At 45.8% G+C, this 20,906-nt stretch carries 25 protein-coding genes; 10 read left to right on the top strand and 15 right to left on the bottom strand.

Annotated elements, in window-relative coordinates; translation table 11 throughout:
• Window positions 1-101 precede the first annotated feature (101 nt).
• On the top strand, window positions 102-629 hold the full coding sequence (gene yjgA / locus ICN49_RS09625; protein ID WP_216167856.1) for a ribosome biogenesis factor YjgA: 528 nt from the start codon (window positions 102-104) through the stop codon (window positions 627-629).
• A 3-nt stretch (window positions 630-632) separates the two neighbouring features.
• On the opposite strand, the gene ICN49_RS09620 is transcribed toward yjgA, so the two are convergent.
• The 7 genes from ICN49_RS09620 to pcaD all read right to left on the bottom strand — a co-directional run bounded on the left by ICN49_RS09620 (window position 633) and on the right by pcaD (window position 7,524).
• Window positions 633-1,697 (bottom strand): acyltransferase family protein, encoded by a 1,065-nt coding sequence (locus ICN49_RS09620; protein ID WP_216167855.1) that lies wholly within the window; start codon window positions 1,695-1,697, stop codon window positions 633-635.
• 30 nt (window positions 1,698-1,727) lie between these two features.
• Window positions 1,728-2,318 carry a c-type cytochrome gene (locus tag ICN49_RS09615; protein WP_216167854.1) on the bottom strand — a complete coding sequence of 197 codons (591 nt, stop codon included), beginning with the start codon at window positions 2,316-2,318 and terminating at the stop codon, window positions 1,728-1,730.
• Window positions 2,319-2,323: 5 nt separating this feature from the next.
• A complete protein-coding gene (locus ICN49_RS09610) occupies window positions 2,324-3,544 on the bottom strand; it encodes a PQQ-dependent sugar dehydrogenase (protein ID WP_255535494.1) in 1,221 nt (406 codons plus the stop codon).
• Window positions 3,545-3,676: 132 nt separating this feature from the next.
• On the bottom strand, window positions 3,677-5,833 hold the full coding sequence (locus tag ICN49_RS09605; protein ID WP_216167853.1) for a TonB-dependent receptor: 2,157 nt from the start codon (window positions 5,831-5,833) through the stop codon (window positions 3,677-3,679).
• Between the two features lie 37 nt (window positions 5,834-5,870).
• The gene (locus ICN49_RS09600) at window positions 5,871-6,041 is read right to left on the bottom strand and encodes a hypothetical protein (RefSeq protein ID WP_216167852.1); all 171 of its coding nucleotides are present in this window, start codon (window positions 6,039-6,041) and stop codon (window positions 5,871-5,873) included.
• A 52-nt stretch (window positions 6,042-6,093) separates the two neighbouring features.
• Window positions 6,094-6,690: an HdeD family acid-resistance protein gene (locus ICN49_RS09595; protein WP_216167851.1), complete on the bottom strand. Its 597-nt coding sequence runs from the start codon at window positions 6,688-6,690 to the stop codon at window positions 6,094-6,096.
• A gap of 9 nt (window positions 6,691-6,699) precedes the next feature.
• Complete coding sequence (gene pcaD / locus ICN49_RS09590) at window positions 6,700-7,524, bottom strand: 3-oxoadipate enol-lactonase (RefSeq protein ID WP_216167850.1); 825 nt, start codon at window positions 7,522-7,524, stop codon at window positions 6,700-6,702.
• Window positions 7,525-7,672: 148 nt separating this feature from the next.
• Between pcaD and ICN49_RS09585 the strand changes: the two genes are divergently transcribed.
• Genes ICN49_RS09585 through ICN49_RS09570 form a run of 4 tightly spaced genes read left to right on the top strand, consistent with a single transcriptional unit; the run spans window position 7,673 to window position 10,198 of the window.
• Window positions 7,673-8,656 (top strand): Bug family tripartite tricarboxylate transporter substrate binding protein, encoded by a 984-nt coding sequence (locus ICN49_RS09585; RefSeq protein WP_216167849.1) that lies wholly within the window; start codon window positions 7,673-7,675, stop codon window positions 8,654-8,656.
• Between the two features lie 14 nt (window positions 8,657-8,670).
• The gene (locus tag ICN49_RS09580) at window positions 8,671-9,567 is read left to right on the top strand and encodes an amidohydrolase family protein (protein ID WP_216167848.1); all 897 of its coding nucleotides are present in this window, start codon (window positions 8,671-8,673) and stop codon (window positions 9,565-9,567) included.
• Between the two features lie 16 nt (window positions 9,568-9,583).
• Window positions 9,584-9,808 (top strand): hypothetical protein, encoded by a 225-nt coding sequence (locus ICN49_RS09575; protein ID WP_216167847.1) that lies wholly within the window; start codon window positions 9,584-9,586, stop codon window positions 9,806-9,808.
• 15 nt (window positions 9,809-9,823) lie between these two features.
• Window positions 9,824-10,198: a hypothetical protein gene (locus tag ICN49_RS09570; RefSeq protein ID WP_255535493.1), complete on the top strand. Its 375-nt coding sequence runs from the start codon at window positions 9,824-9,826 to the stop codon at window positions 10,196-10,198.
• 12 nt (window positions 10,199-10,210) lie between these two features.
• On the opposite strand, the gene ICN49_RS09565 is transcribed toward ICN49_RS09570, so the two are convergent.
• The 3 genes from ICN49_RS09565 to ICN49_RS09555 form a co-directional block, all read right to left on the bottom strand.
• A complete protein-coding gene (locus ICN49_RS09565; protein ID WP_216167846.1) occupies window positions 10,211-10,933 on the bottom strand; it encodes a nucleotidyl transferase AbiEii/AbiGii toxin family protein in 723 nt (240 codons plus the stop codon).
• Complete coding sequence (locus tag ICN49_RS09560) at window positions 10,926-11,429, bottom strand: helix-turn-helix domain-containing protein (RefSeq protein WP_216167845.1); 504 nt, start codon at window positions 11,427-11,429, stop codon at window positions 10,926-10,928. Before ICN49_RS09560 ends, ICN49_RS09565 begins: the two co-directional genes overlap by 8 nt.
• Window positions 11,430-11,665: 236 nt before the next feature.
• The gene (locus tag ICN49_RS09555; protein WP_216167844.1) at window positions 11,666-12,934 is read right to left on the bottom strand and encodes a serine hydrolase domain-containing protein; all 1,269 of its coding nucleotides are present in this window, start codon (window positions 12,932-12,934) and stop codon (window positions 11,666-11,668) included.
• A gap of 179 nt (window positions 12,935-13,113) precedes the next feature.
• On the opposite strand from ICN49_RS09555, the gene ICN49_RS09550 reads away from it, so the two are divergent.
• Genes ICN49_RS09550 through cobA form a run of 3 tightly spaced genes read left to right on the top strand, consistent with a single transcriptional unit; the run spans window position 13,114 to window position 16,267 of the window.
• Window positions 13,114-14,826 carry a nitrite/sulfite reductase gene (locus tag ICN49_RS09550; protein WP_216167843.1) on the top strand — a complete coding sequence of 571 codons (1,713 nt, stop codon included), beginning with the start codon at window positions 13,114-13,116 and terminating at the stop codon, window positions 14,824-14,826.
• A 2-nt stretch (window positions 14,827-14,828) separates the two neighbouring features.
• A complete protein-coding gene (locus tag ICN49_RS09545) occupies window positions 14,829-15,395 on the top strand; it encodes a DUF934 domain-containing protein (protein ID WP_255535492.1) in 567 nt (188 codons plus the stop codon).
• Window positions 15,396-15,415: 20 nt separating this feature from the next.
• Complete coding sequence (gene cobA / locus ICN49_RS09540; RefSeq protein ID WP_216167841.1) at window positions 15,416-16,267, top strand: uroporphyrinogen-III C-methyltransferase; 852 nt, start codon at window positions 15,416-15,418, stop codon at window positions 16,265-16,267.
• On the opposite strand, the gene ICN49_RS09535 is transcribed toward cobA, so the two are convergent.
• Window positions 16,190-16,552 (bottom strand): sirohydrochlorin chelatase, encoded by a 363-nt coding sequence (locus ICN49_RS09535; RefSeq protein WP_216167840.1) that lies wholly within the window; start codon window positions 16,550-16,552, stop codon window positions 16,190-16,192. The genes cobA and ICN49_RS09535 overlap by 78 nt on opposite strands.
• Window positions 16,553-16,636: 84 nt before the next feature.
• Here ICN49_RS09535 and ICN49_RS09530 point away from each other — a divergent pair, with 84 nt between their 5' ends.
• Entirely contained in the window at window positions 16,637-17,656 is a 1,020-nt protein-coding gene (locus ICN49_RS09530) for a calcium:cation antiporter (protein ID WP_216167839.1), read from the top strand.
• 216 nt (window positions 17,657-17,872) lie between these two features.
• Here the strand turns inward: ICN49_RS09530 and ICN49_RS09525 are convergent, their stop codons facing one another.
• From ICN49_RS09525 to ICN49_RS09510, 4 genes are all read right to left on the bottom strand, one after another.
• A complete protein-coding gene (locus ICN49_RS09525; protein ID WP_216167838.1) occupies window positions 17,873-18,892 on the bottom strand; it encodes a hypothetical protein in 1,020 nt (339 codons plus the stop codon).
• Window positions 18,893-19,305: 413 nt separating this feature from the next.
• Window positions 19,306-19,695, bottom strand: a complete 390-nt coding sequence (locus tag ICN49_RS09520; RefSeq protein WP_216167837.1) for a type II toxin-antitoxin system VapC family toxin — start codon at window positions 19,693-19,695, stop codon at window positions 19,306-19,308.
• A 31-nt stretch (window positions 19,696-19,726) separates the two neighbouring features.
• Window positions 19,727-19,966 (bottom strand): type II toxin-antitoxin system Phd/YefM family antitoxin, encoded by a 240-nt coding sequence (locus tag ICN49_RS09515; protein WP_216167836.1) that lies wholly within the window; start codon window positions 19,964-19,966, stop codon window positions 19,727-19,729.
• A gap of 83 nt (window positions 19,967-20,049) precedes the next feature.
• Window positions 20,050-20,283, bottom strand: coding sequence for a helix-turn-helix domain-containing protein (locus ICN49_RS09510; protein ID WP_216167835.1), 234 nt, complete (start codon window positions 20,281-20,283; stop codon window positions 20,050-20,052).
• A 72-nt stretch (window positions 20,284-20,355) separates the two neighbouring features.
• On the opposite strand from ICN49_RS09510, the gene ICN49_RS09505 reads away from it, so the two are divergent.
• Window positions 20,356-20,906: YqaJ viral recombinase family nuclease (locus ICN49_RS09505; protein ID WP_216167834.1), on the top strand; the 551-nt coding region annotated here is incomplete at its 3' end.

Genomic DNA, 20,906 nt, shown 5'->3' with positions numbered 1-20,906 from the left:
TCAATGCCGATATCTTGCTCTCTATTATTACCAACTTTTTTCCTTACGAAGAAATTTGCATATTGGGCTAGAAACTGTCAATACCCGTCTAAAATAGCCCCATGCACGTTAATGAAAAGAACCGTACCCCCAAGAAGGAAGATCCTGATGCGGGACCAAGCAAATCTGAGCTAAAGCGCCAAATGACCGAGCGCCAAAAGCTGGCCGAGGTTCTGGCGGCGCTCAGTAGCGATGCATTGAAGTCCATCCCCATGGATGAGCTCATCAAGACTGCTATTGCTGAAACGCCCAAGATCAAGAGTTTTGAAGCAATTCGTCGCCATAAACAGTATCTTGGCAAACTCATGCGCTTTTTAAATGAAGAAGAGCTAGAGACGATTCAAAAACGCTTGGATGCCATTCAGGGAGTTAGCAAGGCAGAAACTGCCAAACTCCACTTTCTAGAAAACTATCGCGACAAACTCATCGCTAATGATGAGACATTCACTGCCCTTATTGAGAAGTTCCCTGACATGGATATTCAGAATATGCGTACGTTGATTCGCAATGCCCGTCGAGAAAAAGAGCAAAACAAACCGCCTAAAGCCTATCGAGAAATTTTTCGCGTCTTAAAAGATTTGGGGCTGTAACACTTACAGTTTGAAGTGCCGTGATGGTACTTCCACAAAGCGGTATAAATAATTTGCCGCAACCCAGCTTGCCACTAAAGCAAGAAACATCATTGCTAGCGCCATCGCACCATCATGGCGTTGGTCCATACCCCAGGCGATATAGAGAGTATTCGCTAGTAAGATAAATGAAAAGTGCAGCAAGAAAGCACAATAGGATCTGCGACTTCCCCACAAAATAGAAAACACCAAATTGTGCATCTTGGCATGCTTCTCATCTTTGTAGGCGCGGCCGCCCCAAACGATTAATACAATGGCTACACAGTAAGCCAAAATATTTCTGATCCACAGATGATCAAAACTCGTCACTAAAATAACAAGGCCAATGATGATGATCAAAATCCTGGCTAAACGATTGGCCGCTGGATCGGCATCATTTTTCGCTAGCTGAGCCAATACTCCTAAGCCATAAGAGCCAATGAAGTAGATGAAGTAATTTTCGTAATCGCTCAAGCGATTGAAATACAGCAAAGAGGCGACGATTAAAATCGTCGAGACCCAAATCAGCGATCGAAAGCCCGGAAACATTCCGAACATGATCGCAAGGACCGCATACAACTGCCAATCAATCGCAACATACCAAGCACCAGCCGAAATCGAATCTAAACCCAAGATACCTTGCAAGAAGAATAGGTGCGCTAAAAATTGTCCGAGGGTTTCTGATTCACCAACGAATTCATCTTGTACCCAGAACCGTGCTACCCATGCACACAGGATTGTGATTAGCAATGCAACTACATACGGAGCAAAGAGGCGTAGGTAACGGTTAAAAATCAGTTTAAGTGCTGTGCGGGGATTTCGAATATCCCTTGTACGCGTTAAAGATTGCGCAGCTAAGTAACCGCCCATGACTAAGAAAATTTGTACTGCATAGCGCCCATACTCAAATAACCAAGTCATCACGCCAGGCAAAAATTGCCGTGCATCTTCAGCCATCTGCCCATAACTAGAGAGATGGTGAAGAATGATTAATAAGGCGGCAAAGACCTTTAAGAAATCAATGAGTAAGAAGTGGTTTTTAGACTGCAATGAGCTCTGAAGGTGTGATGAGAGAAGTCACTAGTTTAACGAAGCTGCATAGCTAGCCAAAGCTTCTATATCCTCATCACTCAAACCACGCGCCGCACTGCCCATCGTGCCATCCATATCGATACGTGCACCAGAACGGATATTTTTCAATTGGGTCGTGAGGTATTCTGGAGATTGACCAGCTAAACGTGCAATATGCTTTTGGCCCTGCAATTGCGGCCCATGACAAGAATTGCAATACTGAGCTCCTGCAATTTGCTGCCCCTTGGCAATCTTGTCAGCATTGCCTGACTTTGCTGGTGGTGCAGGTAACTCAGCATAATAAGCAGCAATATCCCGTATGTCTTGATCGCTCAAGATCATGGTGATCGCTTCCATTCCCCCGCCCTTACGTTGTTGACCTCGGAACTGAATCAATTGATAGGTAATGGATAGTGGGGGCTGGGCTGCTAGATTCGGAATATCTGGCGAGATAGAAATGCCGTTCTCACTATGGCAAGCAAAACATGTTTGTGCTTTTGCTTTGCCGGCAACGGGATCAGGTGGAGCGGCATTGACAACAGCGCTGACTAAAAGGGCATTAAAAAAGGCCACCACGAGGATGGCCTTAGTTTTAAACATCAACTTCATTTTGCGTAAGACACGCGGAAGATGGCGCCAGTTTCATCATCGGATACCAACATGGATCCGTCTTTGAGCATCTGCACATCCACTGGGCGACCCCAGAATTTGTCACCGTCCAGCCAACCTGTAATAAATGGTTCGGACTTCACAACATTGTTCTTAGAGTCAAGCACTACGCGAACCACTTGATAACCAACGCGCTGTGTTTTATTCCAAGAGCCGTGTTCTGCAATAAAGATATTGCCTTTGTACTCAGCTGGAAATTGTTTGCCGTTATAAAAACGCATACCCAATGCCGCAACGTGAGCACCTAGGTTATAAACAGGCTTATCAAACTCATCACATGAGCGGCCTTTGCCAAACTCTGGATCCAAGAAGTCGCCCTGATGGCAGAACGGATAACCGAAGTTCATGCCTTTAGGACGAACCAAGCGGTTCAAGGTGTCACCTGGCTTATCTTCAGCCGCCCAGTCACGACCATTGTTGGTAAACCAAAGCTCTTTGCTGCCTGGTTGGAAGTCCATACCCACGCTGTTACGAACGCCCGTTGCAACCACCTCCATCACATTAGTCTTCAGATTTAAGCGATTGAGCGTTGCATGGGTAGCCGGTGGAACCACGATATTAGCTGGAGTACCAATTTGGAAATACAAATACTGGCCATCCGGACTCAACTTCATATATTTCCAGCCGTGTGGCTCGTCTTTAGGAAGTGCGTCAAATACCACTACAGGAGCTGGTGGATTATCTAAGTTCTGTTCGATATTGTCGTAGCGAATAATGCGTGAGAGCTCAGCTACATAGAGTGAGCCATTAGCAAAGGCAACGCCATTAGGACGGTGCAAACCTTTGGCAATGGTTTTGACTTCACGCTTGCCATCTTTTGTGACTACGGCATAAACGTTACCGGTAAAGCGGGTACCAACGAACACTGTGCCACTTGGTGCCTCAGTCATGGAGCGGCCATTTGGCATGCCAGATGCCCAGAGTTCAATCTTGAACCCTGCTGGAACCTTTAGCTTGCTAACTGGAATCTCATCAGCTGGCAAAGCAGAAATGCCAGGAGGATTGGGAGACAGGGCAGGATTCATACCATCGGCTGTTCGGCCTTGCGCCCAAGTAGCTGGAATCGCTGGAGTAGCAGCTGGCGCTTGGGCGGTCGCTAATGTAGCAACAGCCATGCCGGCAGCAAAAAGCAGCGCATGAATAGTTTTCAACTTCATTGGTAAGTCTCCCTGTGTTTTTTGTTTTCTTATTAATGATGGATGCAGCATTATTTCTGCTTTTACATCCCTGACACAATCCTAAAGCATTTTTATTAACTTAGCACGATGCAATTTTTGTGATGCACTGCATCAAAATTGAATGCGGGCACCCACCGTAATCGCTTGGGGCATGCCCGCTTGATAGGAGCTTGCTTGCGATGCGATATTGAATGTGACGTACTGGCGATTGAACAAGTTCACTACCGATGCAAAAACTGCAGCTTGAGGCGTTACTTGATAGTTCGCCTTAAGGCCAACGACTGCATAAGCCGGAACAGGCAGAGAGCCGGTTGCCATCCAAGAGTTACCAACATATCGCACTGTGGTTGTCAGACTTGCTTGTGGAATAGGGTAATAAGTCAAGCCAGCATTGGCCATATTCCTAGGAACGCCTCCCACCTGGGTATTAATCGGATCGCTAGTTGCACTCCAGGTCAAAGTAGTTTTGGTATAGCTATAACCGCCATCCAAACCCCAGTGAGGATTGATATCGTGGTGATACTGCAACTCCAAACCTTGGCTCAGAAGGTTTTGTTGATTGGTGTAATAACTCACGTTGGTGTAGCCAGGGCTAGTGCTGGTTTGACTACAACCTGAGATGCCTGACGAGGTACAAAGACTATTTGCAAAAGCCCAATTCGCGCTCGTAATTTTGTAACTAGTAATAGCATTGGTAATGTAATTATTAAAAGCTGTCAGCTGCGCAAACCCACTCTTCCACCGATAGTCTGTTCCGACTTCATAGCCGGTCATTGTCTCGGGCGTCAAGTTAGGATTAGCCAAGGAGTATCCACTGACAGAGTTGCCATAACTGCGCAAAGTATTGTTCATGCTCGGAGCATGAAACGCTTGGTATGCAGCAGATCGCAAATCCCAATCGGAGCTAACGTTGTAGAGCAAGCCCAAGGATGGACTCAGTTGAGTCTTGCTTTGGTTTGGAATGGCTTGATACACAGGACTAGAACCATTTGCTCCTGCGTTATATAGCGTTGGGGTCTGACTATTCCACACATCCACCCTAGCACCCAGAGTAGTCTCTAGCGGAATAACGCTGGCGCTTGATTTAATTTGCCCTAACAGCCCATAAAAATTTTGTTGTCCTTGAGCATAGTTCACAGAAGTCACTGCGCCACTACCAGTAGTGGTATTAAGATTGTTCGTCAAATTGGATGCCGAAATATTTCTAGCATCAACGCCAATGATGTATTGATCAATTCCTACAGCTTTCAAGTCATGCGTATATTGAGCTGATGCCCCAAGTGTTGAGTAAGGATCGGTGTAGTTAGCATTGATATAAGGCTTTTGGGGTGCAGCGGTTAGGTTGTTAGCAGTTTGCTTAAAAAAATTGGTATTTTGATAATAAGCATTGACCTGTACTTTTTTATCGACATCAAGATTGGTGGTTGAACCGCCGGCCACATCTGCCGTCTGAATTAAATTGGGGGCTATAGCGTAGTTATTACTCAAGTCAGCCATCGTGCTGTAACCCATTCTCAAAAAAGCATTGGTATCTTGAGTTGGCTTGAAGTAGTTTTGTAAACGGACGTTGGAATTTTTCACTGCATCGGTGCCCATGCCGTTTTTAATATTGCTCGGTGACCCAGGTGAAATCGTCGCGTAGTTCTGAAAGCCTTCGCTAGAAAAGTAATCAGCAGAAAAACGCATCTGCATGGCATCAGATACGATTAAATCTTTTGAAGCCGCCACATTGCCAGTGCCAAATGAGCCATAACTTGCTGATACCTCTTGAGAGCTATTTTTGGGTGTCTTGGTGTTGATATTGATGACACCGCCCATGCCGTAGTTGCCGTAAAGGCTCGATACTCCGCCGCGCACAAACTCTACCGATTCAATTGAGGACATAGGAACTAAGTTCCACTGCACTGTTCCATAGAAAGCATCGTTTGCTGGCAGACCATCAATCAATACCAGTGTGCGCCCATAGCCTAAGCCGCGCACGTTAATGCTTTGCCCTGTGGGATCTTTTTGGTAATAAGGTACATCGTTTAAAAAGACACCAGGTACATTCTTGAGTACCTGATCAATCGTTTGGTCGGGTGATGACTCGAGCACCTCTTTTGTCAGAATGGTGGTATTGAGTGGCATCTGATCTAAGGGCGTGTCTGAGCGCGTGGCGTTCACAACCACATCGCTGAGCTTTTGATCATAGTTTGGTGGTGGTGCAATTTGCGCCCATGACATAGCCGATGGCACAATCAGCAAAAGAGCAAAGCGATGGCTACGCATTTTTACTGAAATCCATTTAACGAAATAAATACTGCTACTACTTAGACTTGGCTTTACCCATCAAAGAAGCGAGCAAGGGATTTGCATTGGCCAGTTCTTTTTTGGTTTTAGCTTTATCAGTACCGCCAGGCTTAGCAAGCTTCGTAGCATTTTTCATGCGTTGGGCTGTCGCTAAGCCTAGATTTTTATATAAGTCTGTTTTTTTCATTGCTATCTATTCATCTGCAGTGCAGTGATGCTTGCTGAGCTTCTTCACTATTTTATTTGCCCTTAATCAAGTTGCTCGCAGCCAAGCCCAAGAACAGCATTGACCAACCTTGCAAAAGAAGCTCAATCGCAATTAATAATCCTGGCAGCCACAAGCTCGATGCTGGGTAGCCATTCATAATCATCACGCCCATCAAGATGGAGATGGCCGATGACAACACCAGCCAGAACCATTCGCCAAAGTGGCGATGCTGGAATGCCGAGACTAGACGCAAGAAACCTGTGACAAAGAATATGGCAGCGAGCCACAAAGTGATGCCCTCTAACGCAGGAATTGGAAATGCCCAAGTAAAGAGGCCGGCAGCAATATACAAAACTGCCAACACTATTTGAATGCCAACACTCTTCCAGCCATGAGATTTAATCGCGTGAGCAAACTGTAAGCCGCCGCCAATGATCAAAAATGCGCCGAGCACATTAATCGTCACAAAGGAGAACATCACTTGGCCAGCTACACCAATCATGCCCAAAATAATAAATAAAATACCGAGCCCAATGAGGGCTCCAGGGGCCTTGGCAGCCGCGCCTAAAACAGCCGTACGAATCTCTTGAAGCTGAGCTACGGATAATTGTGAATTGTTCTCGGTCATGTCTACCCCTTATAAAGTGTTATCTACTGTATCAATAAATGCTCGAACAGTACGATTAAATGCTTCTGGCTGCTCAATATTGGATAAATGAGCGGCCTCCTCCAGAATCACCATCTTGGATCCATCAATCATGCGATTGAGCACAATCGCTTGATCAACCGTACAAGCAGGATCTTGACGCCCTGTCAAAATCAAGGTTGGTGCCTTGATTTTCAATAGCATGGTGGTTTGAGCCATATCGCGCACTGCACTAGCGCAACCAATATAACCCTCGACCCCCGTACCCAAAATCATCTGGCGCACTTTTGCAATGTCTTGCGGCGCACGTTCAATAAAGGGGGCGGTAAACCAACGCTTAATGGTCCCATCAACCAAACCTGGAATACCATCCTTGCGCGCAATCTCAAAACGCTCTTCCCACAAATTGCGTGGGGGCATCTCGCTAGCGGTGTCACATAAGGAAAGTGAATAAACGCGCTCTGGGTAACGCGCGCCCAATTGCTGGCCAATCATGCCGCCCATTGATAAGCCAATGAAATGCACCTTATCAATCTTCAAAGCATCTAATAGTGCTACAGCATCATCAGCCAATTGCGGGATGCTATAAGGAGCAGGAGTAGTTTGTGATCCACCATGGCCACGCTTGTCATAGCGCAGAACACGATAACGATCAGCTAGAGCAGGTACGTTCCAATCCCACATGCTCAAATCAGACATGAGGCTGTTGGCAATCAAAATCACATGGCCATTCTCTGGACCGTCAAAACGATAGGCCACATCTAAGCCATTTACTTTGATCGTATTTTGAGCTTGTTTGCTACTTGTCTGGTTCATCTGTCTCTACCTTGCATTTTTGGTTTATTTTTAGTTTTAGCTTATTTAATACGCTGCTTTTGCCTCATTAGGTGTTTGTCTGATAGCTAGCAACCCCAAGGGCATGTTAGATTATCCAACGAATCTAAAAAAACATTAAGGAGACATCATGAACCAACAAAAGCATACCCCTCGCCTGCTGCTCGCTCTTGTGCTTATCAGCCTTTCGATCCTCGCTGGTCTAGCTAGCGCCCAAGGCTACCCTAACCACACCGTCAGAATGATCGTGCCCCTCACTACAGGCTCGGGTGCTGATATTGCTGGTCGCGTACTGGCAAAAAGCCTTACGGAATCCTGGAAGCAGCCCGTCATTATTGAAAACCGTCCTGGTGCTGGCGGCCTCATTGGCACAGGCGTGGTGGTGAACTCTGATCCGGATGGCTATACCCTATTAGTGCAATCAGCCTCTTATGCGGCAAATCCCGCGATTTATAAGAAACTGCCTTACGACCCGCTCAAGAGCTTGATTGACGTCGCTATTTTGGGGCAGACTCCTTATGTCATGGTGACCGCTGCTGATGGCCCTTATCAATCTATTCGCGACCTCATCATTGCTGCGAAATCCAAACCTGGAGAAATCCCTTTTGCCTCTGCCGGCGTCGGTAGCTCAGCACACTTAGCAGCGGAGTACTTCAACAACATGATGGGTATTAAATTGGTTCACGTCCCCTACAAAGGATCCCCAGAAGCCATTCAAGACACGATGTCTGGACGCACTGCTTTTTATATGGCCCCATTAGATACTGCAATTGGCCAACTCAAAGGCGGAAAAGTGCGCGCACTGGGCGTTACTGGCAAAACACGTAACGCTGCAGTTCCAGATATCCCAACGATTGCAGAACAAGGTTATCCCAACTTTGATATTTCATTATGGTTTGGCATGTGGGCGCCTGCAGGCACCCCAGCAGCCATCGTGAATAAGATTAATAAAGATTTGACTCAAGCCATGCAAGATCCAGAAGTCAAAAGTGCTTACGAAACCAAAGGCATTAAAGCAACCCCAATGAGTCCAACAGAGTTCGGTAAATTTGTGCGCGATGAAATGGCGAAGTATCAAAAGATTGCCAGAGACGCTAATATCGAACCGCAATAATTTATTTTTCATTGATGCCTGAATTAGCACCACTCTGTCAGGCTCCAGATCCAGAAATCCGTTCACCCAAGATCGTCTTTCCGGCTGGGGCAGTAGATTGTCACGCGCATGTTTGTGGGCCTGCATCAGCCTTCCCTTATGCAAATGAACGCATCTACACGCCACCTGATGCGACGCTCACGCAATATAACGCGCTGCTAGCTATGCTCGGCATTGGCCGTGCCGTCTTGGTTCAGCCTAGTGTTTATGGCAGCGATAACCGCGCCATGCTTGCCGCACTCAACTCCCATCCCCAAAAGTTTCGGGGGGTTGCAGTGCTTGATATTGATCCACAGAAAATCAGCGATGCTCAACTAGAGCAACTCCATGCAACAGGCGTGAGAGGACTACGTTGCAATATTGTGGATGTAGCAGATAAATCAGCTGGCCTACCTATTCAAGCGCTCACTGCATTAGCTCAGCGTATTGCGCCCTTTGGCTGGCATCTCGAGTTACTCATGCATGTCAATGAATATCCCGATCTGGATAAAACGTTTGCGAACTTTCCGGTAGATTTGGTGTTTGGGCACTTTGGTTATTCGCATGCAAAGCATGGCATCAGCGATCAGGGGTTTATCGGATTGCTCAATTTAATGAAAGATCAAAAGGCGTGGGTCAAGATGACAGGGCCTTATCGCATTTGTGATGGCGATCTGCCCTATGCCGATATGCGCCCATTCAATGATGCAGTTATTGTGGCAAACCCAAAACAACTTATCTGGGGCAGTGATTGGCCACATGTGATGGTCAAAAAGCACATGCCCCATGATGCTGACCTGTGTGAGCTGCTTGGATCGTGGGTTTCTGACGAATCGCTCAGAAAAGCCATCTTGGTAGACAACCCCTGTATGCTTTACGACTTCCCCACCTAGAAATTAGCACACTCAGATGAATACAACCCTTACCGTTGTTCTTGGCCTTGTTGCCATCCTTTTACCGCTCTTCGTGGGTCGCCTATTTTGGAAACGCTTTGATCAGCACTTTGGTAGAAATGATGAAGCGTATATGGATACCCTTGGCTACTTCCTCAAAAAACTGGGCTTCACTGCTTTGCTTGCTTTTGTTATTTTGTGGATTGGCATGAGTCTGGTATTTAATGGCAGCACTTCTTAAACAGAAAATGCAAAAATGATGGACGAGCAGCTTAAAGACATCCTTAGCAAAGCGAAGTTAAATTTTGCAGTGCTCGCTGCCATTTTAGTCATTGCTATTGTAGGTAAGCTCACCAACCCCGAGTTAACCAACCGTATTTTTGAGACTGCCGACAAACTCGTTTCAGATCTCGTCTTGATTTTTGTGGCCATTACCTTGGGCGCCTTTATTCCCCAATTTAAGTTAGTTGTCTTTGGGGCGCTTGGTGCATTCATAGCCGCTACACTAGCCATTCAGCTTGGCATCTTCAATTACTTGACCATCGACTATCTTTTCTCGGTATTGATCGTAGTTCTAGGCTTTGCATCCATCGCCAACCTTTATAGGCACTATCGAGAATTTAGGATTTAGAAAAGGTTAGTGTTATTGATCTTTTGGGCGCACTAGGAACTCATTTGATCTCAAATCATTTAGCCTCTGCCATAACAAGGCCCGGGGCACATTCATCTGTAGCGCCTCCATACATTTTTCCAACTCGTGTTCGCGGGTGAGTAGGCGCTCTACAGCTTTTTGCAAATCCCTACAAATGCTATCGCCATAAGCTAGTTGAGATTTCTGTAATGCCTTTTGGAGCTCTTCTTTTTTAGAGTCCAGCATTGCCAAATCAATAATATCCCGACTGAATACGCTGCCATCATTCCAACGATCTGAGTTAGCTAAAAGCTTGCTAGCCATCAGATCCCCTCTACTTAGGGTGGCGATCTCCCCCACTCGATCTTTATCCTTGGGCATTTCAAATGAAATCCGCCCCTCTAAAACTATTTCGAACTTTACTCTTACATCACCCATCTGAATGACAGTTCGAATACCATATTGATCAGCCCGAATCTCTCGGGCTAACGCTAGCTTCATGTTTTTATGAGTGATAGATCCAATGCCATCAGGACCCGTCAACAATTCTCGAAGGGCGCGATAATGCTCCAGATCGGAAATTAAAAAATCGATATCTACCGATTCGCGATACTCCTCATACAAAAGAGCAATGGCTGTCCCACCACCAAAAAAGCAGTGATGCTCCATCAAGAGTTCATGGTTAAGTCTTTCAAGAATCTCTGAAATTCTCTGATGATGTGGGCGCTTAAACAAGTAAGCGCTCCATACCCTTTGTTGCAATTAGCCTTTTCATTAAAACCCTTTCTTGATCATCAATTTGATTCAAATCTAGAAAACGTTTATTACGCTCATAAATCCCTATTGCTTCATCATCAGTCAACAACATGTCGGCCTTTAACTGCCAAGCCAAAGCTTTTAACTGGGGGTAGTCCTGAATACGAATATGGGGCATATCGTTATTTGAGGCGCTTTCTTTTTTTAATTTTTTTCCCTGCCTCAATTCCTGGGAGCCTAAAGGCAGCAAAGCCAGATGCAAGCCCAGGGCCTCACATACTTGCAAATAAGCTCCTACATTCACTGAAGGTTCGCCCTTTTCAATACGATGCAATGTCACCCTAGAAATACCCGCAGCCCCCGCGCATGACAGCGCACGAACCTTGAGTACTTTTCTCCTGGCTGTGATTTGAGCTCCCAAACTCAATAGGGAAAGGGGATTTTGACGTTTTTCATGGTCTGCGGCTATATTCATAATGTTTCTTATTATATACATTAATTATATTTTGTATACTTTAAGAAACATTACATCGGGTTTTATTGGAAAAAAACGCAGAAAGTCCACCCCTACCACCAAGAATAATTAGCCTCATGCTTGTGGCGCTCTTCAAAGATAGGGTCAAAATCCCTCCCATCCATCCATTGCTTCATGACTCTGTTATTTCTTGTCCGGCGTTGATGATCATATTTTTTGCGATATCAACGAAGTAATTATTTCTCAAGCGCTCCATAAACGAGTGCATTTAATTTCTCGCGATGTACCTTCCGAATTTCTCCTGGTGCAACTGACATCATGACGACAACCATTTGCTCTTGTGGATCAACCCAAAAGATGGTGCCATTAGCGCCATTCCAAGTGTAGTCACCAACATTGCCATTGATCGCAGATAGGCCGCGCTCCATACGGACCGCAACACCCAAGCCAAAGCCATAACCGACTCGACCTGGTTCTGTGCCGCCCACCATATTTTTAATGTCTTTATTCAAATGATTCGATGTCATGAAAGCCACTGTCTGCGGACCCAAAACGCGCTTGCCATCAAGACTGCCGCCATTCAATAACATTTGCCCAAATCGAACGTAGTCTCCCGCTGTTGAAAAAGCGCAAGAACCGCCGCAATCAAACTTCACCTTTTCAGTGAGGATATCTAGCTTCTGGAGTTTGCCAGTTAACGGATCGACTGGTAAAGGTTGGGCTAAACGCGCACGGTCTTTATCTGCCACCTGAAAGGTCGTATCAGGCATACCCACTTTGCTCCAGACGCGCTCTTGCAAAACACTACCGAGCGGTTTTCCCGCAATTTTTTCTTCAATCAAACCGAGCACATCAATACCGAAACCATAATCCCAAACAGTACCTGGTTCATATAGCAATGGAGTGCTAGCTAGCTTGTTAATGAATTGATCGCCGCTGTACTCCAAGGCTGCAGGGGCAGAGCCCGCTGGAAATAACTTATGTACTGGAGTGGTACCTCGTCCGCCATATGTGAGGCCATTGGTATGGCGCATCAAATCTTGAACAGTAATGGGATTTTTTGCGGGTACGGACGTTAACTTACCATCGGGATCCACCTGACCTACTTTGGTATCTTTAAATTGTGGGAACCAATTGGAGATGGGTGCATTGAGCGGCAACTTGCCCTCCTCATAAAACGTGAGGCCACCAACTGCAGCCATCACTTTGGTCATTGAAGCTAAATTGAAAATAGCATCTTTAGTCATCGGCTTATTGTTTGCCTTATCTAAATAGCCATAGGATTTATAAATCACCAACTTGCCATTTTTTGCCACTGCCAGCACAGCGCCTGGAGTCTGGTTTGTCGCAATTTGATCCGCAAAGAATCCATCGATTTTGGCAATGCCTTCTTGTGTAAACCCCTTACCTTGAGCTGCTGGTAAGGGTGATGTGGCTTGTGCTGCGTATAGAGCGGTGCTAGCTAATAGTGTCGCCAAGAGGCTGACGGCCTTTAATACGTTCATTTTGTCTCCATTTTCTTATGTTTTTGCTTGATACCAAAAACGTAAATTTAGGTATCTCCTTGTATTTAAACAGAATTTCAGTCTTCTGCCTAAAGACTTCTCTATATATCCAAATAGGTATATCAGATGCACTTTTGAGTATTTGAAGTTATATCCCAAATCCACGACAATCATCGGCTATGTATAAATATGACGCTATTGACCAAACCCTTGTAGATCAACGGGTTGCCCAATTTAGAGACCAGGTAGCTAGACGCATCAACGGCACTTTAGCCGAGGAAGAGTTTCGCCCACTGCGCTTGCAAAATGGTCTTTACCACCAACGCCATGCTTATATGCTGCGCGTTGCCATTCCTTATGGTCTGTTAAGTGCAAAGCAATTGCGCACCTTGGCTCTGATTGCAGAAAAATATGATCGTGGTTATGGTCACTTTACGACGCGTCAAAACATTCAATTTAACTGGATTGAGTTAGATCAAACTCCCGACATCTTGGCTGAACTTGCTAAGGTAGAGATGCATGCCATTCAAACCTCTGGCAACTGTATTCGCAACATTACGAGTGATGCCTTTGCTGGTGTTGCTGGTGATGAATATATTGATCCTCGCCCTGTTTGCGAATTACTGCGTCAATGGTCAACCTTGCATCCAGAGTTCGCCCACTTACCGCGCAAGTTTAAATTTGCAATTAATGGCGCCAAAGAAGACCGCACTGTACTGCTCTGTCATGACGTTGGTATTGAGCTTAAGAAAAACACTCAAGGCGAACTCATTGCTGATATCTATGCCGGTGGTGGCATGGGTCGCACACCAATCCTGGGTTCACTGATTAAACAAGATGTGCCTTGGCAAGTACTGCCTAGCTACCTAACAGCGCTGCTGCGTGTATACAACCGCTTTGGTCGTAGAGACAACCTCTATAAAGCTCGCATCAAGATTCTGGTGAAAGCCTTAGGGCCAGAAGAGTTTGCGCGCCAAGTTGAAGGTGAATGGACCCACATTAAAAATGGTGATGACAACTTCACCCAGGCTGAGTGGGATCGCGTTGCCAAACACTTTACGAAGCCCGCCTATCAGCAACTGAGTGCGTTAAGCGAACAACAAATCGTTGCGGAAGCTTCAGAAACCGAGCGCTCCGCCTTTGCGCGTTGGCTTGAGCGTAATGTGAAGCCGCATCAAGTAGCAGGCTACGCTAGTGTCATCCTATCCCTAAAGCCGCACGGCACGGTTGCGCCAGGCGATGCGACTGTTGCGCAAATGAACGCCATTGCTGATTTGTCTGATCAATACAGCTTTGGTGAGCTCCGTGTTTCTCATGAGCAAAACTTGGTACTAGCTGACGTTGAGCAATCCAAACTATTGGAGCTCTGGCAGGCCGCCAAGCAACAACATGTCGCCCTGCCGAACATTGGCTTGCTCACAGACATCATTGCTTGCCCTGGTGGGGACTTCTGCTCTTTAGCGAATGCTAAATCTTTACCGATCGCCAAAGCGATTCAGGAACGCTTTGATAACTTAGATTACTTATTTGATCTGGGTGATATCAGTTTAAATATTTCCGGCTGCATTAACTCTTGTGGTCACCATCACGTTGGCAATATTGGCGTGCTGGGTGTCGATAAAGACGGTGAAGAGTGGTATCAAATTACCTTGGGTGGCGAGCAAGGCAATGATGCCGCCATTGGCAAAGTCATTGGGCCCTCTTTCTATGCCGATGAGATTCCGGATGTGATCACCAATGTCATCAATACCTATGTAGCGCAACGCACGGATGATGAATCCTTCATCGATGCGTATCGCAGAATTGGTGTGACACCTTTCAAAGAAGCAGCTTATAAAAACGCCAAGAAAAAAGATAAAGCAGTCGATCAAAAAGAAAGTGCTGCGAGTTAATGATGAACAAGCACATTATTCGATTCCCTAAAGATGGGCAAGCTAGCCTTCTAGCCAATGAGTGGCAAGTATGGGATGGTGAAGGTGATGAAGGCGCACCATTCAATATCCCTGATTTAAAGCAGGGTCTCAATAAGGTACTAGTGCCGTTTCATTGGTGGTGCAGTCATTTCAGCAGCCATCATCAGAATGCCGACATCATTGAGCGCGCCAATAAAGGTGAAATCGGTGTGTGGTTTGCTACTGATGATGACATCCTAGAACATGCTGAAATCATTGAAGCAGGCAAAAAAATATGGCCAGTAGTGGCAGCGCACTTCCCGATTTTTAGAGATGGTAGAAGTTTTAGTACCGCTGCCTTATTGCGTCAGCGTTTCAATTGGCAAAACGAAGTGCGCGCGATTGGCGATGTATTAATTGACCAATTGCTCCAGGGTGCCCGTGTTGGCTTTGACGCTTTTGAACTGCGTCCAGATCAAGATCTAACAGTAGGCCTTCAGCAATTCAATCTATTCTCAGTAAGCACTCAGAATAGCTGGCGTGGCAAAAGAACCTTGCTAGAAGCCTAAGTACAGCTCATCACAATCTCATGAACAACAATGCCCTCGGAAAAGTTTATTTGGTTGGTGCCGGCCCTGGCGCTGCCGACCTCATTACTGTTCGCGGCGCGAAACTGTTGGCCCAAGCGGATATTGTGTTTCACGATGCGCTCATAGAACCTGAGATGCTTGATCTTTGTCCGCAAGCGATCAAAGTAGCTGTTGGTAAACGCTGCGGTAAATTGTCTTCAGCCCAGCACTTTATTAATAAGCGCTTGGTTGATGCAGCAAAACAATACCCAACTGTAGTCAGATTAAAGGGTGGTGACCCCATGCTCTTTGGGCGAGCTGATGAAGAATTACAAGCACTTCATAATGAAGGTATTGCAGTGGAAGTGGTGCCAGGCATTACTGCGGCATTAGCCGGAGCAGCAAGCCTGCAGCAATCCTTAACACTGCGAGGCGTCTCTAGAAGCGTGGCATTTGTGACACTTGCGCAAGCTACAGAAAATACAGCAAAGAGTAAAACAGAAGTATCTAGAGGTCCAATCCAACATCCTACGGCTGATACCTTGGTGTATTACATGGGTCGCAAGGATGCGGCGAACATTGCAAAACAGCTTATTACCAATAGTCCAAACTTCAATAGTGATACTTCCGTGCATATCTTGGAAGCAGTCAGCACCCCAAGAGAACGTCATTGGTCTAGCACTCTAGAGTATCTGGCTAAGGGCGTAGCAGATCAGTGGTTTGATAGCACATCACCAGCACTCATTATGATTGGTGAGGCGCTACAAGAAAAAATGAACATAGGATTCAAAGATTTACAGAGCCTTAGCCCCGAAATCAACGATAGCCTGCAACACAGCCTCATCCTCGCCAACAGCAAGCGTCGCGCTTAATTTCACACTGGGGAACTTGTCCTGGCAGGAATGAAGTAGCACAGGAAAGTCATTGCGTAGATGGCCGCCTTGTCCAAAAAAGACCGGCACTACAACAATGTCAGAGGCGCCTGCACTCGCAAGACTGGCAACCGCAGTCTCTAAGCTGGGATCCATCATCTCCAGGAAGGCCAATTGAACCAAAGTGTCTGGATGCTGGGCTTTCCATAGGGCGGCCAGGCGATCAAAAGGCTCACGCCAGCGGGCATCTCGTGCACCATGACCAAACAGAATCATTGCTTTCATACTCTACTAGTACCTTAATATGGATTTACTCTATATTACCTATTATTAGTCGTATTCACAGTCACCTTTATCGATTATCAAACTATGGCCAACTTACTTACCCACTCTTGGTTTATTGCCATACTCGCAGCCATTTTGATTGGGGCGGTTCTCTCGGCCGTTCATCATGCAGAAGTCATTGCGCATAAAATGGGTGAGCCTTTTGGCACTTTAGTGTTATCGATCAGCGTCACCATTATCGAAGTCTCCCTCATCATCGCCATGATGCTCTCTGGCCATGAGGGCTCAGAATTTATTGCGCGCGATGCCGTCTTTGCAACAGTCATGATTGTGGTCAATGGTGTCATTGGCCTATGTATTTTTATGGGCGGCTTTAAGCATCATGAAATGACTTTTCGCAATGAGGGAACTAATTCTGCATTGGCAGTGCTAACTGCATTGGCCACCTTCATTCTGGTCATGCCGATTGTGACTATTAGCACTCCAGGGCCAGACTTCACCAAGAGCCAATTAGCCTTTGCCGGTATTGCTTCATTCGTTTTGTATATTGCCTTTTTATTCTTTCAAACTATTAGTCATCGCGACTATTACTTACCTAAATCTAAAGAGCAAAAAACCAATATTCATACCCATGCAGAAAAGCCGAGCAATCTCAAAACTGGAACCAGCTGCTTTTTATTGCTACTTTCATTAATAACAGTGGTCGGATTAGCAGAGTTACTCAGTCCAGTTATTGAAGCAGGCGTCAATGCTGCTGGAGCACCTAAGACGATTGTGGGTATTGCCATTGCGCTCTTAGTATTAATGCCTGAGGGCTATGCGGCCGTGCGAGCAGCCAGAGCCAATCGTCTACAAAGCAGTTTGAACTTGGCGCTAGGTTCAGCGCTAGCGAGTATTGGACTAACCATCCCAACGGTGGCCGCCATTGCCATCTTTTTTAATTTACCTTTAAGTCTGGGTATTAGCAGCCTCAATATGACGCTCATGTACCTATCCTTCTTCATTGGCGCACTCACACTAGCAATAGGCCGAACCACCATGCTGCAAGGGGTGGTTCACTTGATTATCTTTTTTGAGTATTTGTTCTTGAGCCTAGTTCCCTAATCAGCAAGGGCAGCTAAGCTGCGGTAAAAAAACTAGCAAAACCTTCCCTACCCCCTGCGCAGCAAAAAACGCAGGGGGTAGCTATTAAACTTCTCCAATTGTTAAAGAGCGCAACTGCCCACAGGGGTGAGTCGTTGTTGATATCTTGCTAGCACATCATCAGCACCAAAAAATGCTAAGTGCTTGATCTATAAAATCAATTACTCATTTCGTTTTTTAATTTCCCCCTTTTTGCGCCATCACACTTAAACCAGGTGGTAGGCTATTTAAAAACACATTGCTTTTTCGAAAACGCAAGAGACGCTCTAAGATGCCATAGGTGTAATTACGCTCTTTTAACAGCAATTGCTCGCCATGCTCTAGTTTGCGCATCTCCGTTTTTTGTAAAAAGAACCAAGACTCCATCCACACCCGAATCGTCGGCTTAAAGCGTTCAAATTGCTCGACAAAATACAAGTGATTGGCAAAGCGCTCTAAGAGCTGCAATAGCTTTTGCGGATTTTGTTGCCAAGCTAAATTCAGGTCCTTGCCAGTATTGGCAAATATGGGGGTGGATCCGGGGTTACGCTTTAATAGCCAAATGGCAAGCTCTTCAAACAAGATCGGATACTGGCGCCAGACTAAATTAAAGTTCCCAATCCCTTTGGCATTGGCCATCAAATGCTCATATTGATCAAATGCCTTAGTGGCAAGCGCTTGTGCCAACTTGGGGATTTTATGTTGGAGATCGATTAAATAATCTGGCGCGCTATTGACATAGCACTCTTTTAAACCGAGCATTTGCGCGGCCATTTGCGGCGTTAGGCAATTTAAAATCTCATCGCGCTCATAAGCGCCCCGCTTTTCATGGCGAATAATGCGCCATAATCCTTCGGCATACTCGCGCACCATCTGCTCTTCTACATAATTGGCTGGGCATAAGGCTCGCTCGACTTCTTTAATATGGCGCTTATAGGCACGCTCATCTTCAAACGGTAGCACCATACTTTTAGCGGTGGCTCCATCTTTGAGCGCATTCCAACGCGCGCTATTTTTCCCTGCAATACTTTTAGGCCCCGTTTGGCCATGGGCTTTACCTGTGGGTTTTGCACTATTGATTTGCTGATTTTCCACTGCTTCATTTGCTAACTTCGTTGCTTGTTCAGTTGCCAGTTTGGGTACGGGTACTGCTTTTGGTATTGCTTTTGGTTCTGCTTTTTTTACTACTTCAGGTACTGCTGTATGAATATGTTCCATGCTCATTCTCCAGGCTATTCAAAGCCGTTAAATAATTTACTTGCCATGAGCGAGCCCGAACAATGGACGCACCAATAGCGCTGTTTTTAAAACCAAGATTTGCACGTGATCAGGGGCACGGACCCCGCAAGCCAACTGCTACAAGAATGTCCTCTTGTAAGTTTTTATCCGGTTGCTGATAAAAACCCGCCTTTGTGTCGGCGCCTACTGCCCGCTCATGTCCGAGCGTTAGAGCTTGCCCCTGGGTTTGACAGGGCTCACCGGTTTGGGGTGAGTACTACTGGCACTTGCAGTACTGCAGTAGATTGTGTGCCTACTGCGTAACAAACTTGCTGTCTGAAGTTTTCTGCAAGGAATAAAACAATAATGCTATTTTACAAAATTTTTAAAATGTTTGGTTGCCCATCAAACTCTCATTGATCGGTAATCACCGTACCCCCATAATCAATCACCGCTGGATCCACACTGAGTAAAGGCATGCCCTCAATACTTGATTGCGCCACCAAAATCCGATCAAATGGATCTTGATGTAGCGGAGGTAAATCATGAACAAATAAGACATGCTCTGTCGTAATAGGGACTTCTTGGTAACCGTTATCAAGCAAGGCATTGCGAAAGATGCGTGGGTCGACTTGAAAATCGTCTCTGCCTAGTCTGTTTTTAATCACAATCTCCCAAATACTGGCCGCGCTAAAAAATAAGGTGTTGCTCTCATCTTCAATGAGCTTGCGCATAGCAGGTTTGATTTTTTTTGGATTTGCCGCTGCCCATAGCAAGATGTGGGTATCAAGTAATAATTTCATCGCAAAACATTACCCTTCGCAATGAGTATCTTCATTTACTACCAGCAAACAGAGTTGCAATGTGCTTTGCGCCCATCGCGTCAAAATCATCGGGCACAGTGAGTTGCCCTTGTAAAAAACCTGTGCGCGTTGTTTGAGTAGGCGCTTCTACCCGGGTGACTCGCACCAAGGGCTTGCCTGCTTTAGAAATGATGAAACTCTCGCCTTGAACGGCTTTTTCAATTAAAGAGGACAAATGGGTCTTGGCCTCGTGCATATTGATGGTTTTCATAAAACGCTCCGAATAAACTTAGTTCAATGGAGTTAGTTTAACTGAAATTCTTTGGCCTTGCAAGCGCTAGGCAATATTGGGCCTTAAGGCTTCCAGCGCACCCCTGACCCGGATTCTGGGGTGCCGATAAATTCAACGCCGGCTTTTTCAAAGGCTTTTTGAATTACATCAAGTGTCTTGGCCTGGGCTGCTGGGACCCCTTCACCTGTTTCCAGGCGCATTAAAGTTGAAAAAGCTACTCCTGAAGCTACTGCAAGCTCTTTTCCTGTCCATTTAATTAATGAACGGGCCGCACGAATTTGACCACTTGTAATCAAGTAACTGTTACCTTATAATAGGTAATCATTACTCTTTTATAGGTAATGATTATTTAAAATAGGAGAATAAAAATGCTTATTAAACAAGATTTTACCGTGGATCGCACAAAATATATAGGTGGCTCAGACATTGGGGCTATTTTGGGTCTATCTAAGTTCCGCACCCCTTTAGAGGTCTGGATGGAAAAGACGGGGAAAGAAACTAATCAGGGCGACACCCTTCCCATGCGCTTTGGCTCTTTTGCTGAAGAATTTGTCGCCCGGGAATACAGCAAGGCTACTGGAGAAGACCTGCTGCACGATGAATCAATTTATATCCACCCCACCCATTCATTTATGAGCGCCCATATCGATCGCTTTGTACTGGGGGATGAAAGTAAAAGCAAGGAGGTGGGAGCTGATCGTGCTCCTTGCAAAATTTTAGAGTGCAAGACGGCCAATCCTTTTAGCCAACATGAATGGGGCGAGGCAGGATCAGACCAAGTGCCTATGAGTTATCTAGCGCAATGTATTTGGTATATGGCCATTACCGGAATGGCAAAAACCGATTTAGCCGTGCTCTTTGGCAATAGTGATTTTCGGATTTATCACATCGAACGAGATCTGGAACTCGAAGCCCTTGT

The organism is Polynucleobacter finlandensis, assembly GCF_018881755.1.
Classification (GTDB): domain Bacteria; phylum Pseudomonadota; class Gammaproteobacteria; order Burkholderiales; family Burkholderiaceae; genus Polynucleobacter; species Polynucleobacter finlandensis.
The sequence above is the reverse complement of the archived record's forward strand: the minus strand, read 5'-3'. Positions and strand labels throughout refer to the sequence as shown.

Bases quoted from the DNA above. Each gene is read 5' to 3' on its own strand.
- ICN49_RS09580 (WP_216167848.1), top strand. From the start codon at position 8,671: ATGCCTGAATTAGCACCACTCTGTCAGGCTCCAGATCCAGAAATCCGT.
- ICN49_RS09585 (WP_216167849.1), top strand. From the start codon at position 7,673: ATGAACCAACAAAAGCATACCCCTCGCCTGCTGCTCGCTCTTGTGCTT.
- ICN49_RS09530 (WP_216167839.1), top strand. From the start codon at position 16,637: ATGGCCAACTTACTTACCCACTCTTGGTTTATTGCCATACTCGCAGCC.
- pcaD (WP_216167850.1), bottom strand. From the start codon at position 7,524: ATGAACCAGACAAGTAGCAAACAAGCTCAAAATACGATCAAAGTAAAT.
- ICN49_RS09605 (WP_216167853.1), bottom strand. From the start codon at position 5,833: ATGCGTAGCCATCGCTTTGCTCTTTTGCTGATTGTGCCATCGGCTATG.
- ICN49_RS09545 (WP_255535492.1), top strand. From the start codon at position 14,829: ATGAACAAGCACATTATTCGATTCCCTAAAGATGGGCAAGCTAGCCTT.
- cobA (WP_216167841.1), top strand. From the start codon at position 15,416: ATGAACAACAATGCCCTCGGAAAAGTTTATTTGGTTGGTGCCGGCCCT.
- ICN49_RS09560 (WP_216167845.1), bottom strand. From the start codon at position 11,429: ATGAATATAGCCGCAGACCATGAAAAACGTCAAAATCCCCTTTCCCTA.
- ICN49_RS09570 (WP_255535493.1), top strand. From the start codon at position 9,824: ATGATGGACGAGCAGCTTAAAGACATCCTTAGCAAAGCGAAGTTAAAT.
- ICN49_RS09550 (WP_216167843.1), top strand. From the start codon at position 13,114: ATGTATAAATATGACGCTATTGACCAAACCCTTGTAGATCAACGGGTT.
- ICN49_RS09610 (WP_255535494.1), bottom strand. From the start codon at position 3,544: ATGAAGTTGAAAACTATTCATGCGCTGCTTTTTGCTGCCGGCATGGCT.
- ICN49_RS09575 (WP_216167847.1), top strand. From the start codon at position 9,584: ATGAATACAACCCTTACCGTTGTTCTTGGCCTTGTTGCCATCCTTTTA.
- ICN49_RS09595 (WP_216167851.1), bottom strand. From the start codon at position 6,690: ATGACCGAGAACAATTCACAATTATCCGTAGCTCAGCTTCAAGAGATT.
- ICN49_RS09520 (WP_216167837.1), bottom strand. From the start codon at position 19,695: ATGAAATTATTACTTGATACCCACATCTTGCTATGGGCAGCGGCAAAT.
- ICN49_RS09555 (WP_216167844.1), bottom strand. From the start codon at position 12,934: ATGAACGTATTAAAGGCCGTCAGCCTCTTGGCGACACTATTAGCTAGC.
- ICN49_RS09535 (WP_216167840.1), bottom strand. From the start codon at position 16,552: ATGAAAGCAATGATTCTGTTTGGTCATGGTGCACGAGATGCCCGCTGG.
- ICN49_RS09600 (WP_216167852.1), bottom strand. From the start codon at position 6,041: ATGAAAAAAACAGACTTATATAAAAATCTAGGCTTAGCGACAGCCCAA.
- ICN49_RS09615 (WP_216167854.1), bottom strand. From the start codon at position 2,318: ATGTTTAAAACTAAGGCCATCCTCGTGGTGGCCTTTTTTAATGCCCTT.
- ICN49_RS09525 (WP_216167838.1), bottom strand. From the start codon at position 18,892: ATGGAACATATTCATACAGCAGTACCTGAAGTAGTAAAAAAAGCAGAA.
- ICN49_RS09515 (WP_216167836.1), bottom strand. From the start codon at position 19,966: ATGAAAACCATCAATATGCACGAGGCCAAGACCCATTTGTCCTCTTTA.
- yjgA (WP_216167856.1), top strand. From the start codon at position 102: ATGCACGTTAATGAAAAGAACCGTACCCCCAAGAAGGAAGATCCTGAT.